14 protein-coding genes and 1 other RNA gene are annotated in these 17,075 nt (G+C 36.0%); 9 read left to right on the top strand and 6 right to left on the bottom strand.

Annotation, left to right across the window (positions count from 1 at the left end):
* Positions 1–211 precede the first annotated feature (211 nt).
* From EYD45_RS04870 to EYD45_RS04845, 6 genes are all read left to right on the top strand, one after another.
* The gene (locus tag EYD45_RS04870) at positions 212–508 is read left to right on the top strand and encodes a winged helix-turn-helix domain-containing protein (protein ID WP_130963227.1); all 297 of its coding nucleotides are present in this window, start codon (positions 212–214) and stop codon (positions 506–508) included.
* A 50-nt stretch (positions 509–558) separates the two neighbouring features.
* On the top strand, positions 559–1,929 hold the full coding sequence (gene creD / locus EYD45_RS04865; protein WP_130963226.1) for a cell envelope integrity protein CreD: 1,371 nt from the start codon (positions 559–561) through the stop codon (positions 1,927–1,929).
* A gap of 179 nt (positions 1,930–2,108) precedes the next feature.
* Complete coding sequence (locus tag EYD45_RS04860) at positions 2,109–2,399, top strand: hypothetical protein (RefSeq protein ID WP_130963225.1); 291 nt, start codon at positions 2,109–2,111, stop codon at positions 2,397–2,399.
* On the top strand, positions 2,396–2,779 hold the full coding sequence (locus EYD45_RS04855; RefSeq protein WP_130963224.1) for a ribosomal maturation YjgA family protein: 384 nt from the start codon (positions 2,396–2,398) through the stop codon (positions 2,777–2,779). The genes EYD45_RS04860 and EYD45_RS04855 overlap by 4 nt, the downstream gene beginning before the upstream one ends.
* Positions 2,767–3,441, top strand: coding sequence for a DUF1361 domain-containing protein (locus tag EYD45_RS04850; RefSeq protein WP_130963223.1), 675 nt, complete (start codon positions 2,767–2,769; stop codon positions 3,439–3,441). The genes EYD45_RS04855 and EYD45_RS04850 overlap by 13 nt, the downstream gene beginning before the upstream one ends.
* Positions 3,438–4,868, top strand: a complete 1,431-nt coding sequence (locus EYD45_RS04845) for a B12-binding domain-containing radical SAM protein (protein ID WP_130963222.1) — start codon at positions 3,438–3,440, stop codon at positions 4,866–4,868. Before EYD45_RS04850 ends, EYD45_RS04845 begins: the two co-directional genes overlap by 4 nt.
* Here the strand turns inward: EYD45_RS04845 and EYD45_RS04840 are convergent.
* On the bottom strand, positions 4,847–6,055 hold the full coding sequence (locus EYD45_RS04840) for an NAD(P)-dependent oxidoreductase (protein ID WP_130963221.1): 1,209 nt from the start codon (positions 6,053–6,055) through the stop codon (positions 4,847–4,849). The two genes, EYD45_RS04845 and EYD45_RS04840, sit on opposite strands and share 22 nt — an antisense overlap.
* Before the next feature lie 250 nt (positions 6,056–6,305).
* Between EYD45_RS04840 and ssrA the strand changes: the two genes are divergently transcribed.
* Positions 6,306–6,699: a transfer-messenger RNA gene (gene ssrA / locus EYD45_RS04835) on the top strand.
* A 117-nt stretch (positions 6,700–6,816) separates the two neighbouring features.
* The gene (locus tag EYD45_RS04830; protein WP_130963220.1) at positions 6,817–10,059 is read left to right on the top strand and encodes a WD40/YVTN/BNR-like repeat-containing protein; all 3,243 of its coding nucleotides are present in this window, start codon (positions 6,817–6,819) and stop codon (positions 10,057–10,059) included.
* A gap of 83 nt (positions 10,060–10,142) precedes the next feature.
* On the opposite strand, the gene EYD45_RS04825 is transcribed toward EYD45_RS04830, so the two are convergent.
* The 3 genes from EYD45_RS04825 to EYD45_RS04815 form a co-directional block, all read right to left on the bottom strand.
* Positions 10,143–12,464 carry a hypothetical protein gene (locus tag EYD45_RS04825; RefSeq protein WP_130963219.1) on the bottom strand — a complete coding sequence of 774 codons (2,322 nt, stop codon included), beginning with the start codon at positions 12,462–12,464 and terminating at the stop codon, positions 10,143–10,145.
* A gap of 186 nt (positions 12,465–12,650) precedes the next feature.
* Positions 12,651–13,319: a bifunctional 4-hydroxy-2-oxoglutarate aldolase/2-dehydro-3-deoxy-phosphogluconate aldolase gene (locus EYD45_RS04820; RefSeq protein WP_130963218.1), complete on the bottom strand. Its 669-nt coding sequence runs from the start codon at positions 13,317–13,319 to the stop codon at positions 12,651–12,653.
* 87 nt (positions 13,320–13,406) lie between these two features.
* Positions 13,407–14,453, bottom strand: a complete 1,047-nt coding sequence (locus tag EYD45_RS04815) for a sugar kinase (RefSeq protein WP_130963217.1) — start codon at positions 14,451–14,453, stop codon at positions 13,407–13,409.
* A gap of 222 nt (positions 14,454–14,675) precedes the next feature.
* Here EYD45_RS04815 and EYD45_RS04810 point away from each other — a divergent pair, with 222 nt between their 5' ends.
* A complete protein-coding gene (locus tag EYD45_RS04810) occupies positions 14,676–15,701 on the top strand; it encodes a LacI family DNA-binding transcriptional regulator (protein ID WP_130963216.1) in 1,026 nt (341 codons plus the stop codon).
* A gap of 52 nt (positions 15,702–15,753) precedes the next feature.
* Here EYD45_RS04810 and EYD45_RS04805 read toward each other — a convergent pair whose 3' ends face one another.
* Positions 15,754–16,080: a hypothetical protein gene (locus tag EYD45_RS04805; protein WP_130963215.1), complete on the bottom strand. Its 327-nt coding sequence runs from the start codon at positions 16,078–16,080 to the stop codon at positions 15,754–15,756.
* A 198-nt stretch (positions 16,081–16,278) separates the two neighbouring features.
* Entirely contained in the window at positions 16,279–17,052 is a 774-nt protein-coding gene (locus EYD45_RS04800) for a hypothetical protein (protein WP_130963214.1), read from the bottom strand.
* Positions 17,053–17,075: the final 23 nt, after the last annotated feature.

Raw genomic sequence — 17,075 nt, 5'->3', positions numbered from 1 at the left:
GGATTAATCCTTTTAAATTATGAAGATTTTTATGACGAATCAAAAGGAGAATATTTCAGTTTAGAAAGTATGTCATTAATTGAAAAAGTAGCGTATTTCTCTTATTATCTTTGGATAATTTTGAATATTGCATTAATCATATACATCGCATACCGCCTAATAAAAAAATATATAATCAAAAATTAAGATTCCTGTCTTTGCAGAAAACGATATGAGCATCATAAACAACATAAATAAACTATTTGATCACCGAATTAGGCTAGGCATCATGTCTATTCTAATGGTTAACGAATACGCTGATTTTAATATGTTGAAAGAGCTTTTAGGAGCTACGGACGGCAATTTGGCAAGCCATACCAAAGCACTTGAAAAAGCTGAATATATAAAAGTAGAAAAACAATTTATAGGACGAAAACCCAATACCCGCTACTCTACCACAAAACTAGGTAGAGCTGCATTTAGAAAACATATTGAAGCCCTCGAGGCTATTATCAATAAGCAAAAATAATTTTTTTATCACTTTACTTTGAATTTCAAAGTACTTTAAAAATCATAACAATGGAAACACAAGAACACACACCACAAAACAACAAATTTGGCCATTGGCTTAAAACATCAATTACAGCACGCATGCTTATGGTTGGATTTTTAGTTATCATTCTATTAATCCCATTATCGTATATCAGCAGTTTAATTAACGAGCGCGCTTATAGACAACAAGATGTTGTAAACGAAATCAATCAAAAATGGGGCAACAATGTTTTAGTTTACGGCCCTATATTAAAGCTTCCATATAAAACCTATACGGAAACCAAAACGTATAATGAAAAAACAAAAACCTACTTTAAAGAAACCCAAACGCACATTAAATATGCTTACGTATTTCCAGAGCAACTAAACTCTAAAGTAGAAGTAAACTCCAAAACTTTAAAACGTGGCAATTTTGAATCTGCTGTGTTTACCACTCAAATGGACTTTGCTGGACACTATATTCCGGTTGACTTGACCGCTAAGGGTATTAAACCCAAAGATATTATGTGGGACAAAGCAAAAATCGTTATTAAAACTTCAAATCTAAAAGGTATCAAAAGTGAAGTTCAAATAAAGCTAGAGGATAAAGCCTATAATTTTGAAACCAATTTTAACCAAAATAAAAATAATAATCTCGATGTATTAGAGTCTAGTTTCATTAAAGATGCAGACCTATTCAAATCTAAAAATACAGATTTCACCTTCTCAATTACGTTTAATGGTAGCCGAAAAGTTGAGCTTATTCCTATAGGCAAAACAACTACCATGCACATGACTTCCAATTGGGCAGACCCAAGTTTTATGGGCAATTATCTGCCTAACGATGAAACCAAACAAATCTCTAAAGATGGATTTAAGGCAGACTGGAAAGTACTGCACATCAATCGTGCTTTTTCACAACAACACCTTAAAAGCATTCCCAACCTTACTCAATTTGCATTCGGCACAAAGTTTATGGTCATGGTAGACGAATATCAAAAAAGTGAACGCTCTGCAAAATACGGTTTCCTTGTAATCGGTCTTACATTTTTAGTATTCTTCCTCATTCAAACATTAAGCAAAATCAACATTCATCCTTTTCAGTACTTAATGATTGGGCTGGCGCTTACTATGTTTTATACACTTTTAGTCTCAATATCAGAGCACAGTAATTTCTTAAAAGCCTATTTAATAGCAGGAATATCAGTGATTGTTCTCATCACACTATACTCAAAATCTATATTAAAAACATTTAAGTTCCCATTATTCATTGGGGCATCGTTAAGTGCATTATATGCGTTTATCTATGTCATCATACAACTCGAAAACTATGCACTACTAGTAGGCAGTATAGGTCTGTTCCTCATACTCGCCATCGTCATGTATGTATCCCGAAAAATAGATTGGAACAATGGTTAATTGTATTGGTTAGTGTTTTTTTTGAGGGCGTTTCCCCCGCCCAAAAGCGGGGGTCGCGCTTTACTCATCTCATTTTATTTCAAATTTATGAAATCGTGAATGTAAACATTTCACTACTCGCTCCCTCCTACGTCGGGGAGCTCAAACAGGCCGTTCAATCGCTAACGCAAAAGACACCGATGAAAAATTTAATAACAGCAAGTAAATCCATTGCCTTTATAAGCTTTATAATTGGCACTATTCTGTTTGCGCTACAAATGTATAATACCACTTCATTTGCATTTGTTTATCCTGGAATACTATTCATAATTATAGCATTCATATTAAATACTATAACATTTTTAGCTCTTGGGTTTTCAATGTTGGGGTCGAGTACCGACAAAACAGAGATTCTAAAAACCATAGGTATTGTACTACTAAATATCCCAATTGCATTCATTTATTTCTATATACTAATTGAATTTATATGAAACTCAAATTCCACAAAACATACGCATTAATAACACTGCTTTTATTTCTAACAGAAGCACTAATAGCAATCTACCTAAAAACTGGCTTTATTCGTCATACTGTTGGTGACTTTCTAGTTGCAATTCTCATGTACAGTTTTTTTAAAATTTTTATTGAAGACAACCATTTTAAAATAGCTATATCTGTTTTAGCATTTGCCTTTGTTATAGAATTTTTGCAGCTCACTAATTATCTAAAGCTATTCAATTTACAAGATAATTATCTCGCAAAATTGATTTTAGGTAGCTCATTTCATATCTCAGATTTAGTGGCTTACACTCTCGGTATCATTACCGTAGTAGGCTTAGAATACAAAATATATAAACTATGGATTACGTAAAAAACCTCTTTTTGTCCCGATTCAAAACGTTTGCGTTAGTAAGCGTTTCCATGCTATTTAGCATCATTTTATTAATGATTAGAATGAAGTTAACACATTCATTCTTCTACTTATTTTTAGTATGGAATTTATTTCTGGCAGCCATTCCCTTTGCCATAACCACATATTTAATAAGTATCCCCAAACCTAATTGGTTGTGGTTAGTACTTTGTTTTGGGGTTTGGCTGCTTTTTTTACCCAATGCGCCCTACATCGTTACAGATTTGCTGCATTTAAAAATGGGCAATACCTCACTTTTATGGTTAGATGTTTTAGTTGTTTTATCCTTTGCCAGTAATGGGCTATTACTGTTTTTCTTATCAGTATTAGACATGAAAAGTATTCTAAAACCTTATGTGAGTGCTTCTAAAATCAAGTACTTAATTTTTAGTCTTTTTTTCTTAAATGGTTTTGGGGTATATCTTGGGCGGTTTTTACGTTACAATTCTTGGGAAATATTAAGTAATCCTAAATATTTATTTGAAGATATTTTTACCATCCTATTACAACCGTTTTCTAATCCAGAAGCTTGGTTATTCACATTTCTATTTGGTCTCTTTTTAAGTTTAGGGTTTTGGATGTTCCAGTCACTTAATACAACGCACAAACAAAGTCAGTCATGAAAGTAAAACTTATACTACCCGCGTTGGCAGAAGCCGAAAGTCCATTTTGGAGACCCATAAAATACTCATTATTCCCGCCTTTGGGATTAGCTACTTTAGCTGCATTTTTGTCACCAGATGATGAGATTGATTTACAGGATCAGCATGTAGAAACATTAAAATTTAATGACGAACCAGACTTGGTGTTAATTCAAGTCTACATTACCAATGCCTACAGATCTTACAAAATTGCTAATAGCTATAGAGCTAAAGGATGTTACGTTATTCTTGGTGGGTTACATGTTACTTCTTTACCAGATGAAGCCGCAAAACATGCCGATTCTATTTTTTTAGGACCAGGTGAAGATACGTTTCCTGAGTTTTTAAAAGATTTCAAAAACGGAAACCCTAAAAAGAGATACAGTTCTTCTGTGAGAACATTAACTACTTTACCACCTATTAGACGCGATTTAATTAAACGCCATAAATACTTAGTGCCAAACTCAATTGTAGTTACAAGAGGTTGCCCACATCACTGTAGTTTTTGCTACAAAGATGCATTTTTCCAAGGTGGTAAATCATTTTACACACAATTAGTCGATGATGCACTTGCTGAAATTGACCGACTTCCTGGTAAACATCTTTATTTTTTAGATGATCATTTATTGGGTAATGCCAAATTTGCTACCGACCTTTTTGAAGGGATGAAAGGTATGAATCGTGTTTTTCAAGCGGCATCTACAGTAGATGCAATTTTGAGAGGTAATCTTATTGAAAAAGCAGCAGAAGCTGGTTTACGCAGTGTATTTGTAGGTTTTGAAACATTTTCACCGAACAACTTAAAACAAAGCAATAAAAAACAGAATCTTAAAAAGGACTATGAAGCAGCTGTAAATCGGTTGCATGCCTTGGGCATCATGATAAATGGCAGTTTTGTATTTGGTTTAGATGAAGATGATAAAGATGTGTTTAAACGAACGGTTGATTGGGGTGTAAAAAATGCCGTAACCACTTCTACTTATCATGTTTTAACACCTTATCCTGGAACAAAATTATACAAGGATATGGAGCAGCAAAATCGAATCGTTACAAAAAACTGGGACTTATATGATACTAGGAATGTAGTGTACAAAACCACAAATTTATCAGCAGAAGAATTAAAAAACGGTTATGATTGGGCATATAAAGAATTTTACAAATGGTCCAACATTTTTGAAGCAAGTTTTAACCATGAATCGCATAAGCATAAACTAAAACACCTTCTCTATTCTGGCGGTTGGAAAAAATTTGAACCGCTTTGGAATTTTATAATTAAGACCAAAAACTTAAATAACATGTTGCCTTTATTGGAGTCAATTTTATCTAAAGTGAACTATAATAAAATGAACCAGTCTGTTATTCTTGAAAGTAAAACTCAAATAAATACTTACTCCAAACCATCCACATAATCCCGTAAATAGCTAAATCGTTCTGTTAATTCTCCGTTTTCAGTGATTTTGGCACGTTCTAAAATACCATTTGCATCATTATTGAAAAATGCAGGAATAACATGCTGTAGAAACATCTCTCCGAAACCTTCACTAGCGTCTTGTGGTAATTCACAAGGAAGATTATCTACTGCCATTACAGTTATGGCGTTTTTGGTTTTATAATCTACTTCAGATTCGGTTTCTGGGTCGTAGCCGTAAATGGGGTCTGCTATGGTTGATGCGCGTAATGTAGTGGCCACTGGACCATCAACATCACAACTTACATCTGCCACAACTTTGATATTAAAATCTTTCGATTTTACATCTGCTCTTGTGTAAAGATATGGTGCACCATCTCCGTAAAAATGACCAGCAATGTAGTAATCAGTCACTTTAGCGAATCTCATAAAATTGGATTCGTACTTTTCTGGGTGATTGAAAAAATCAAACACATCGGTTACTTGGGTTCCATCCAATCGTTTATTGTAATCTAGTACATCTATTTTACAATACACAGGTTCTTCGTAGTTTTTATTGAGATAGTCTTCTACTGAAACCGATTTGATATTCATGGCATCCAGCATTTCTTGAGAACCTCTTGCTACTTTACCACTTCCTGTGAGTAATATTTTGATGGTTGGCATGTCGATTTTATTTAGCTCATCAATTAAAGCAGCTTGATTTGGTAATGGACCTGCTTTTGGCAATTCCCAAGAATTGTATTTTAAGCCCCAAGCTCTAAATCCGTTATATGCACCAACAATACCTGCGTAACGTCCAAACCCAATTAACCTGAATCCTTTTTCGTTGACTATGGTTTCATGGTCATACAGTTCAATATTCTTCTCTAAAATGGCTTTTAATAGCTTTCTGTTATAAGGTTGCTTTTTTATGGTATGCGAAAAGAAAAAGTATTTTTTATTCGGAATTAAAGCGTCAATTGGCACTTCTTTTACACCTATCATCACATCGCAATCTGACACATCGTCGGTAACTTCAAAACCTTTTGATGCATAAGCTTCATCTAGAAAAACACGTATATCTGAAGACTCTACTTTAAACGTAGCTTCGGGATATTTTGCTTTGGCGTCGGCTAGTTTTGATGGCGAAAATACCACACGACGGTCTGGTGGGTTTTTACGTTCTTTGATGATGGCGAATTTCATATCTGTTGTTGATTTGTTTAATTGTTGATACGTTTAACTGCATACTGCGACTGTACACTGCCAACTGATAATTTGGAATAATTTTTGCTCTAAATTAGTTGGATTTGGCATGATTAGCAAAGTTTTTGGTAAATTTGCCGCTTGCGTTAGGGATTGAACGGCATGTTTGAGCTCCTCGCAGAGAGCGAGTAGTGAAAGCCCGACCCCTTGTGGGTAACGCCCTAATGTTTATTACTATTCTATTGATAACGGGGTCGACTGGTTTTGACAGCGAGATTAATTGAACGGTAAGCACGTCGTGTAATGGCATTGAAACACGTAAAAGGCTAGACCAAATTTTAAACGGCGAGAATAACTACGCTTTAGCTGCATAATCTGAATTATAGTAGGATTGGCCTAGGTACACAAGGTGTACAAGCTAAATGTCTCCGGAAAGCCTTGGTTAATGGCGTTCCTTTTTAAGGCATCGTAAATATTGACTAAGATTGGGTAGTGCTTTGGTGCCCTTTCGAGATTTAGAAGCTAAGTTGTAAGTAGGCTGTCTTTAGCCAGCTTGCAATCGAAAACCCAAGAATAGACTAAACGTGTAGAAAGCCCTTTGGTTACTTGTTTGGACGAGAGTTCGATTCTCTCCGACTCCACAGAAAGGCTCCAATGACAATTTTTGTTGTTATTGGAGTTTTTACTTTTAATAATGTTATTTTTTTATTAAAAATTAAAATATCTGTTAGTCCAATAGTTAAATTTGAAAAAAAACTATCATGACTAATTCAAAATTCTTCATCGCTTTAATGATGATTTTTTGTTTTGCACTAAACGGAAGCGCGCAGAAATCATCAGAAACTAAAAAAGATTCCACATTAACTGGTTTAAAATTTAGAAGTATTGGTCCCGCTTTTATGTCTGGACGTATTGCTGATATTGCCATAGACCCCAACAACCAAAACATATGGTATGTTGCAGTAGGTTCAGGAGGTGTGTGGAAAACTGTTAATTCTGGCACTACTTGGACACCGTTAACGGACAAAGAATCGTTCTATTCTACGGGATGTATCACCTTAGACCCTAATAATTCGAATGTAGTTTGGTTAGGTACTGGTGAAAATGTTGGTGGAAGACACATTGGCATTGGTGATGGTATTTACGTAAGCTACGACGGCGGGAAAAGTTGGAAAAATAAGGGACTTAAAAAGTCTGAGCATATTTCTAAAATTATAGTTAATCCAAAAAACTCTGATGAAATTTGGGTTGCTGCACAAGGTCCATTATGGAGTTCTGGTGGAGAGCGGGGCTTATATAAAACTACGGATGGTGGCGACACTTGGAAGCTAGTATTGAGCGATAATGAATGGACAGGAGTAACCGATATTGTTATAGATCCGAGAAACGAAAACATACTTTATGCTGCCACCTGGCAACGCCATAGAAACGTTGCTGCATATATGGGCGGCGGTCCCGGGACTGCCATTTACAAAAGTACAGACGGGGGAGAATCTTGGAATAAGTTAAAAACCGGGTTACCAAAAACAGATATGGGCAAAATAGGTTTAGCCATTTCTCCTATAAATCCTGATGTGATATATGCTGCTATTGAGTTAGAAAGAAGAACCGGTGGCATTTACAGATCGGAAAATCAAGGGCTGAGTTGGAAAAAAATGTCGAATACCGTTTCGGGCGGTACCGGTCCACATTACTATCAAGAGTTAATTGCATCGCCCCATGTTTTTGATAAACTTTATTTAATGAACAACAGCACATTGTATTCTGAAGATGGAGGAAAGACTTTTAACGTCATGAAAAAACTCAACAAACATGGCGACGACCATAGCTTAACCTTTAGACCTGATGACCCTAATTATATGTTGATTGGAACTGATGGTGGAATTTACGAATCGTTTGATGGCTCAGAAACATGGAAGTTTGTGAGCAACCTTCCTATTACGCAATTTTACAAATTGGCGGTAGATGATGCTGAACCCTTTTACAATATTTACGGAGGCACACAAGACAATAATTCTCAAGGAGGTCCTTCAAGAACGTTCAGAACCAATGGGATTGCGAACTCTGATTGGTTTGTGCTCTTGGGAGGCGATGGGCATCAACCTGCCACAGAACCAGGAAACCCCAATATTGTTTATGCACAATCACAACAGGGTAATTTGCACAGGGTAGATAGAACGACTGGAGAAGCGGTATATATAAAACCACAATCGGATATTGATGAACCTTATGAACGTAACAATTGGGACTCTCCAATTTTAGTGAGTCATCACGACCCAAAGCGTCTTTACTTTGGCACACAGCGCGTTTGGAAATCTGATGATAGAGGCGATAGCTGGACACCTATTTCTAAAGATTTAACAAAAAATGAAGAACGTTTGTCATTGCCGATAATGGGCAAGCAACAAAGTTGGGATGCTGCTTGGGACGTTTATGCCATGTCTACTTACAACACCATTACTTCTCTTGCAGAATCTCCGTTGGATGAAAATGTTTTATATGCAGGAACGGATGACGGTATTATTCAGTATACCAAAAATGGAGGAAGCTCTTGGACCAAACTGTTAGTTGGTAGTTTACCTAATGTCCCATCAACAGCTTTTGTAAATGATATTAAAGCTGATTTGCACGATGTAAATACAGTTTATATTGCGTTGGACAATCATAAATTTGGAGATTACAAGCCCTACTTATTGAAGAGTACAAATGGTGGGAAATCATGGAAAAACATCGTAAATGGCATACCAGGAAATACACTAATATGGCGAATTGTGCAAGATCATGTAGACCCTAATTTAATGTTTTTAGCTACAGAATACGGTATTTATGTTACCTTAAACCAAGGTGAAAAGTGGATGAAGTTTTCAGAAGGTTTGCCCACCATTTCTTTTAGGGATTTGGCTATTCAAAAGCGAGAAAACGATTTGGTTGCTGCTTCATTTGGACGTGGTTTTTATATCTTGGATGACTATAGCCCCCTAAGGAATATGGATGCTAGATCCTTTTCGTCGGCCGCTTTATTTAAACCCAGAAAGGCTTTACAGTACAAACCTGTAAGTGGTGGTACGTCAAGTCAGGGAGGTTCATACTTTACGGCCAAAAATCCCGACTATGGGGCGGTTTTTACTTATTACCTGCCAGAAAGTTTTAAAAGTTTAAAAGCAAAGCGTCAAAAATCTGAAAAGCAGTTAAAAAAGGAAAACAAGAATATTCCATTTCCAGGATGGGATGTTTTAGAAACCGAAAAGAATGAAGAAGGCGCTTCAATAATTATGGTGATTAAAGACAGTAAAGGCAACTTTATCACCAGAATAAATGCTCCCTATAAAAAAGGATTTAATCGGGTTGCATGGAATTTAAAAATTCCAACCAATACTTCTTTAAATATTGAAAGAATTAATGATAATCCTTCAACATATTATTATAGTACCTTTGCTGACCAAGGCATATATGAAGTATCAATGTTTTCGAAAATTAATGGAGAAATTAAAGCCCTATCAGAATCTCAAACTTTTGAAGTAGTAAGAATTAGGGAAAATGTTCTGAATAATCCTGTAGCTACCAAAATGGACAGCTATGTTGAAGATTTAAAAACGTTCAAAGCCGAATACGAGTCTATTGTAAACGATTTTAATACTGCAAGCAAAAAACTCGATGCCCTGAGTAAAGCAACGGTTTATGCAAAAAGTAACCCTGGAGTAATTGAAAGGGATATTAGTGCTTTGAAGAAAGAAATGCTGGCGTTAAAACAATTATTAGGAGGAAATTCTGCTAAGGCAGAAGTTGGTGAAAAAGATGTTCAATCTATTGCTTCAAGATTATCTGTGGCACAGCGTGGTTTTAGTACTATTTATGGCCCAACAAAAACACATATGAAAAGTTTAGAAATGGCTAAATCACTTTTTTACAGGGTGAAGCCTAGGCTTACTAAACTTATTGACGTAGAAGTTCCTAAAATTGAAAAAGCCTTGTTAGATGCGGGAGTTCCTCAAATTTTAGATTAGTAAAAAAAGATTTTATTCTCCACTCAAATCAAAACCCTCGATCAATTATAGACGAGGGTTTTGATTTAATAAAGAGCTTCAGTTTATTTTATGCATTTTAACTTATCCATAAAAAACTCCTTGTAAATTATATCTTTTATTTCCAATGTGTCCTCAGTGCCTTTAAGAAGAACAGATTTTATTGGAGATTTTACTAAACTAGAAATTTTTCCATTATCTAAGTTCGCTTTAAATAGAAAGCGTCCACATTCAATATCCCACGAGTGGTAAAAGGAAACTACTTGACCACTTTCTAGAGTAACTTTTACGCTAGAACGTTGGTTTGGCAAATAACTGGCACATCCTAAATTGTATTCGGATAAATTAAAAAATACATTTGTTTTTGAGCCTTGTTTATACAGTTCAACTGTTAAATTCCTTGCTATACTATACTCAATAGTTCTTATGGTTCTAATGTTATAAAATCTGTCATATTCGTTAATTTGATAATGACAAGAATCTCTATATTTTAATCTTTCTCTAGCCTCTTTTTGTTGTCTTTCAATATCCTGTTGGGTATTTTGGTTTTCTAATACCGTTTCCCTTTGCCCTGAAACCTCTTGCAACCTGCGTTCTTCATCTTCTCTAATTTTAGCAATTGAATCCATTAAACGTTTTTCTTTTAGCTCTTCTAGTTGCTTTCTTGCTAATTTTAACTCATTTGCAAGTTTTTGCTTTTCTAACTCTTTTGCCCTAGCAATTGAATCTAACTTACGCTTAGCTTCTGCTGCCTCTCGCTTTTGCCGTTCAAGAGCCTTTTGCAATTTTAACTGTCTTGAGGCTTCAGCTTCTTGTGCTTCTGCTATGGAGTCCAATCTCTTCTTTTCCTTTAAGGCTGCTAGACGCTGAAGTTCTAACGCTCTTTGTTGTTCCAGTTGTCTTTTGGCGTCTGCTTCCGCTTTGGCAATCGAGTCCAACCTACGTTGTTCTTTTAACGCCTCGGCGCGCTTTCTGGCTTCCTCCTTCTCACGTTCGATACGCCGTAGCTCCTCTTGAACCTTCGCGATCGAATCCAATCTCTTCTTTTCCTTTAAGGCTGCTAGACGCTGGCGTTCTAGCTCTCTTTGTTGTTCCAGTTGTCTTTTGGCCTCTGCTTCTGCTTTGGCAATCGAGTCCAACCTACGTTGTTCTTTTAGCGCCTCGGCGCGGTTTCTGGCCTCTTCCTTCTCGCGTTCGATACGCCGTAGCTCCTCTTGAACCTTGGCTATGGAGTCCAATCTCTTTTTTTCCTTTAAGGCTGCTAAACGCTGGCGTTCTAACGCTCTTTGTCGTTCCAGTTGTCTTTTGACCTCTGCTTCCGCTTTGGCAATCGAGTCCAGCCTACGTTGTTCTTTTAACGCCTCGACGCGCTTTCTGGCCTCTTCTTTCTCGCGTTCGATACGCCGTAGCTCCTCTTGAACCTTGGCTATGGAGTCCAATCTCTTCTTTTCTTTTAAGGCTGCTAGACGCTGGCGTTCCAGCTCTCTTTGTCGTTCCAGTTGTCTTTTGGCCTCTGCTTCCGCTTTGGCAATCGAGTCCAGCCTACGTTGTTCTTTTAACGCCTCGGCGCGCTTTCTGGCCTCTTCCTTCTCGCGCTCTATACGCTGTAGCTCCTCTTGAACCTTGGCTATGGAGTCCAGTCTTCTCTTTTCCTTTAAGGCTGCTAAACGCTGGCGTTCCAGCTCTCTTTGTCGTTCAAATTGTCTTTTGGCCTCTGTTTCCGCTTTGGCAATCGAGTCCAACCTACGTTGTTCTTTTAACGCCTCGGCGCGCTTTCTGGCTTCCTCCTTCTCTCGTTCGATACGCCTTAGTTCCTCTTGAACCTTGGCTATGGAGTCCAGTCTTCTCTTTTCCTTTAAAGCTTCTAAACGTTGGCGTTCCAGCTCCTTAATACGTTTGGCTTCTTCAACCTTTGTAATAGAATCCTTGATGCGCTTTTCCCTTAATTCTTTTGCTCGTTGAATTGCCAATGCTTTTTGTCTCTTAGCCTCTTCAATTTTAGCAATGGAATCCCTTATTCTTTTCTCTTTCTCCTCAACAATATCACGTATTTTCTTCTGTCTACTTTCTTCTTCAGCAATTAATTTTTGCATCTCCCGCTCTTCGTAATCATAGAATAAATCCATCATTTCGTCAGTAATATCAAGGAACTCATCACCTACATAACCTAAAACTTCATCATATTTAACCTTATATGTATTCTGACCGGAATACTCTAAAACTATACACTTTTGATTTCTTTTAAATTGAATGACTATTGAGGAATTAGCATCAACACTTTCGTGAATACTTCCGTTTTCAATAAACTTTGTCCTCACAACCTCATCTTGAGCGTAGATATTAATTGAGGTAATAGATAGTACTATAAATAGTATAAAATGCTTCACTTTACGATTTGGGTTTACTTTTTAATGATTTAAACATCCTGTATAGATGCAAAATACAAAGATCAAAATAAAAAAAATTGATTGGCTTCACCAAAAAAAAGCTATCAATCACAATTTTAAGGTGATTAATAGCTTTTTAATCCTATTTTATCGGACGAATGTACAGTTAAGAATTTCTAAAAAAATTTACTTTCTTACAGCTTTTACGATCGCTAGTGCATTTTTTACGTCCTGCTCTAATTTAGAATAATCTTTATTAGCAATTATCTCTTTCGATATTAGTTTTGATCCCATGCCAACGCATGTTACACCTGCATCAAACCAAGCTTTTAAGTTTTCCTCAGTTGGGGAAACTCCACCTGTTGGCATGATTGACGTCCATTGTTGCGGACCTTTTATGCCTTTTACAAACTGAGGCCCGTAAATATCGCCAGGAAATAACTTTACAATTTCGCATCCCAATTCTTCGGCTCTTGTAATTTCTGTAAGTGTGCCACAGCCAGGTGACCAAAGCACTTTTCTTCTATTACAAACAATTGCAATATCTTCCCGTAGTACAGGAGTTACCACAAAGTTTGCTCCTAATGCCATGTATAACGATGCTTGTCCTGCATCGGTAACTGAACCCACTCCCATAATCATTCCAGGTAATTCTGCTATGGCATATTTAGTTAATTCACCAAAAACTTCGTGTGCAAAATCACCACGAGCTGTGAATTCCATTAAACGTGCGCCACCGTCATAACAAGCCTTTAATACTTTTTTACTTAACTCTATATCTTGATTAAAAAACAAAGGAATCATCCCTGTTTCTTTCATTGCAGTTGCAACTTCTAATCTTGAAAATTGTGCCATTTTATAAATGTTTAATTGTTGATTTGTGCAGTTGTTGAACTGTTAAACCGCATAACCGATTCAACAGATCAACAATTAAACACTTTTTTATCTTGCTACACGACCTGATGCGTCTCCGCTCATTAGTTTTTTAACTTCATCAATAGAAGATAAATTCGCATCTCCCTTGATAGTATGTTTTAAACATGACGCTGCTACAGCAAAGTTTAAAGCTTTCTGGTCGTCTCCTTCATACTCAATCAATCCGTAAATTAGACCTCCCATAAAGCTATCACCACCACCAACACGGTCAACAATATCGGTAATTTGATATTGAGGCGATTCAAACAACGTTTCACCGTCATATAAAACACCCGCCCACGTGTTGTGAGATGCAGATATGGAACCTCTTAATGTAGTAATCACTTTTTTAGCACGAGGGAATTTCTTCAACATTTGGTCGCAAACAGATAAAAATGCAGCTCCTTTTACGTGCTCTCCCTGCGTAGTGATATCTAATCCTTCAGGCTTAATTCCAAAGTGTTTTTCGGCATCCTCTTCGTTTCCTAAAATGATGTCACAATAAGATGTTAATTCCGTCATTACAGTTTCTCGGTGCGCTTCATCACAGTACTTCCAAAGTTTTTGACGATAATTTAGATCTGTAGAGATAGTCAATCCTTTAGCACTTGCAACCTTTAAAGCTTCTAAACATGCATCAGCTGCACCTTGAGAAATAGCTGGTGTAATACCTGTCCAGTGAAACCAAGTAGCACCTTCAAACGCAGCGTCCCAATCTACCATACCTGCCTCAATCTCAGCCATTGCTGAATGAGCACGGTCATAAACAACTTTACTACCACGATTTACGGCACCAGTTTCAAGAAAATAAATTCCTAAACGGTCACCACCCCAAACAACTTTATCAACACCAACGCCTCTTTTTCTCATTTCCATAAAGGCACATTCGCCTATGTCGTTTTTAGGTAAACGTGTTACAAAATCAACAGGAACTCCATAATTGGCTAGTGATACCGCCACATTACTTTCTCCTCCACCATAAATTACATCAAATGATGTGGATTGTGAAAATCTTAAAAATCCGTGTGGAGCTAATCTTAACATGATTTCTCCAAATGTTACTACTTTTGCCATTGTACTCAATTAATTTTATTTACTTTTTTAAACTGTTCTATCGTTTGAACAAATTAAAAACTAAACAAAAACGGCCTCAATCTTCTTTTATAAAATGAAATCTAAATGATAACAACGTCAATAATAAAAGGGAAAGTATTGAATTAGTTTAAGATGGTTTAGTTGTAATTTTGGATAAAAACGTTATATTTGTTCAAACGTTGGAACAAAAGTAAATAAAAATTGGGAAATAAAAAAAAATCAACCATAAAAGATATTGCTAATGTTTTAGGAATTACGCCTTCTGCTGTTTCAAAAGCTCTAAATAACCACCCTAGAATAAGTAAAAAAACTAAAAAAGCTGTTTTACAAGTTGCCGAGAATCTTAACTATCAACCCAATCACATAGCAACGGCTCTTAGAAAAGGAAAAAGCAATTTGGTTGGCGTTATTATACCGAGAGCCAACAGCAATTTCTTTTCTTCTGTTATTGAAAAAATAGAAGAAGTCCTAAATAAAAAAGGATACAACGTCATCATTACACAATCTAATGAATCCTATGAGAAAGAATGTAAAAATATAGAAGCACTTCTATTTACACAGGTAGATGGGATTATTGCTTCAATGGCCAATGAAACCGTAAAACTTGATTATTACAATAAGATAAAACAAAAAGGCATTCCCCTTATATTGTTTGATAGAGGTGAAAACGACCTTAATGTTGATTATGTTGGTATTGATGATTATATGAGTAGCCATATTGTAATAGACCATCTTGTTGAGCAAGGCTGCAAACGCATTGCCCATATTGGCGGTTTTAGCCATACCAGAATATATAAAAACAGGATTAGAGGATATTTTGACGCTCTAAAAAAACACAACCGCCCTTTTGAAGACAATTTAATTTATGAATGTAATTTAAGGCAAAGTGACGGCAGGGACATCATGAAGAAAATAATAAACCTTCCTGATAGACCTGACGGCATTTACGTATCAAGTGATTATGCTGCTTTGGGAGCGCTAGAAGTTATGAAAGAAAACAACATAAGAGTTCCTGACGATATAGCCTTAGTTGGCTTTGGTAACGAACCTTTTTCGGCAATTTCTACCCCTGCGATATCCTCTGTAGAACAGCAGAGCAAAAAAATTGGGGAGCTCGCCGCGAAAACCTTTTTAAAAAGAATATCAAATCCTAAAGAAAAGGTAAGTCTGAATAAAATGATTTTAGACGCTGAACTTATTGTAAGAACTTCTTCTAAAAGAAAATAAAAAAGACACCCATTTTAGAGTGTCTGCATGTAATTTTTAAATGTCTTTGCTGTTAGCTTGCCTGTTGCTTTTGCTCAATGCGTTCTTTCATTTTTTCAACCTTCTTTTGATCTTTAGTAGCTCTTTGAAGGTTTACTTTTTCAAGCCTATTTAATTCTAGTCTAATTTCTTCACTACGTTTTTTAAGCTTTTCTAGCTTTTCTTCTCTAGCTTTTTGACGCGCAAGACGCTCTTCCTTCTTAATAGCTTCAATACGCTCTATTTCTAGTTGCTGCTTTTTAAGTTTTCTTTTTTCTAATGCTACAGTACCATAGGCATATCCATACATGCTTAAAAACAACAACGATATCAATCCTAATATGAGTAAGCCATTTTCCATAATTCTAATCTTTGAGGGTAAAAATTATTAAAATCTTAAAATGCCATCACATTGCACTTTAAATTTTCATTAAAATTAGGTAAAAGAAGTACTTGACTAAAAATAAAAAAGGTGAAGTGCTTAAAAAAAAGGTAAAAGTTAAAAAAGCTCTAACTAATAAGATTAAGTTAGAGCTTTCTAGGATTATACATGTTGTTTTTATTTACCTGTCATATAAGCATTGTAATTCCATATTTCATCCCATGAGTTAGAAAAACTTTCTTCTCCTAAATCAAGAAAGAACTCCCACTTTTCTTTGCCATGAACTTTTTCAAAAGTTCCTTTAAAATTATTGCTTTCTTCATCCATTTCTGCCCAATTCTTCATAAACCCTACTGTAGCTATATGTCTTCCTAAATCACCTTGTCTGAATTCATTAACATAAACACCCCAAGGATTATCTCCATCCATTGCCTTTATGGTTTTACTAACATAATCTAAAAACTGCAAAGCACCTGGGATTTCGCCATTTTTAATCTCATGATATCTAACAAAAATAACAGGTGTTTTAGAGATATCTCCATCCATCATTTCCAAATTAGATAGCTTATCATCCATTCTCCAAAATTCTACTGTTTCAATTTTTTTAATGAAAGGCATTACATTGTCTCGCCAATCTTCATCATGACCATCATCCGATGGGCGCGTATCTAAATGTGTATAGGTGGTTGGCCCCATCATCCATATAAAACTACCAGCGTTTGGTCCCGTGGATATATTATAGACGATAGCTCTATGCGCTCCATCTTTATGATATTTTGCATTGTGAGATCGCATATTATCGCCTAATGTTTTTAAATCCTTGTAATCTGGAGTTAACATTATACTTTCAAACATTGTATAATCCTGTGAATCATCTTGAGCATTAGACTTTAGGTTTGAGCCAAAAAACACAATGGCTAGTAACGGTAAAAAAACTAATTTTTTAATCATAATAAAACTATTTTGGTTAGTTA

Origin of the sequence: Hyunsoonleella flava (assembly GCF_004310325.1) — a bacterium.
GTDB lineage: Bacteria > Bacteroidota > Bacteroidia > Flavobacteriales > Flavobacteriaceae > Jejuia > Jejuia flava.
This window is presented reverse-complemented; position numbering and strand designations above follow the sequence as displayed.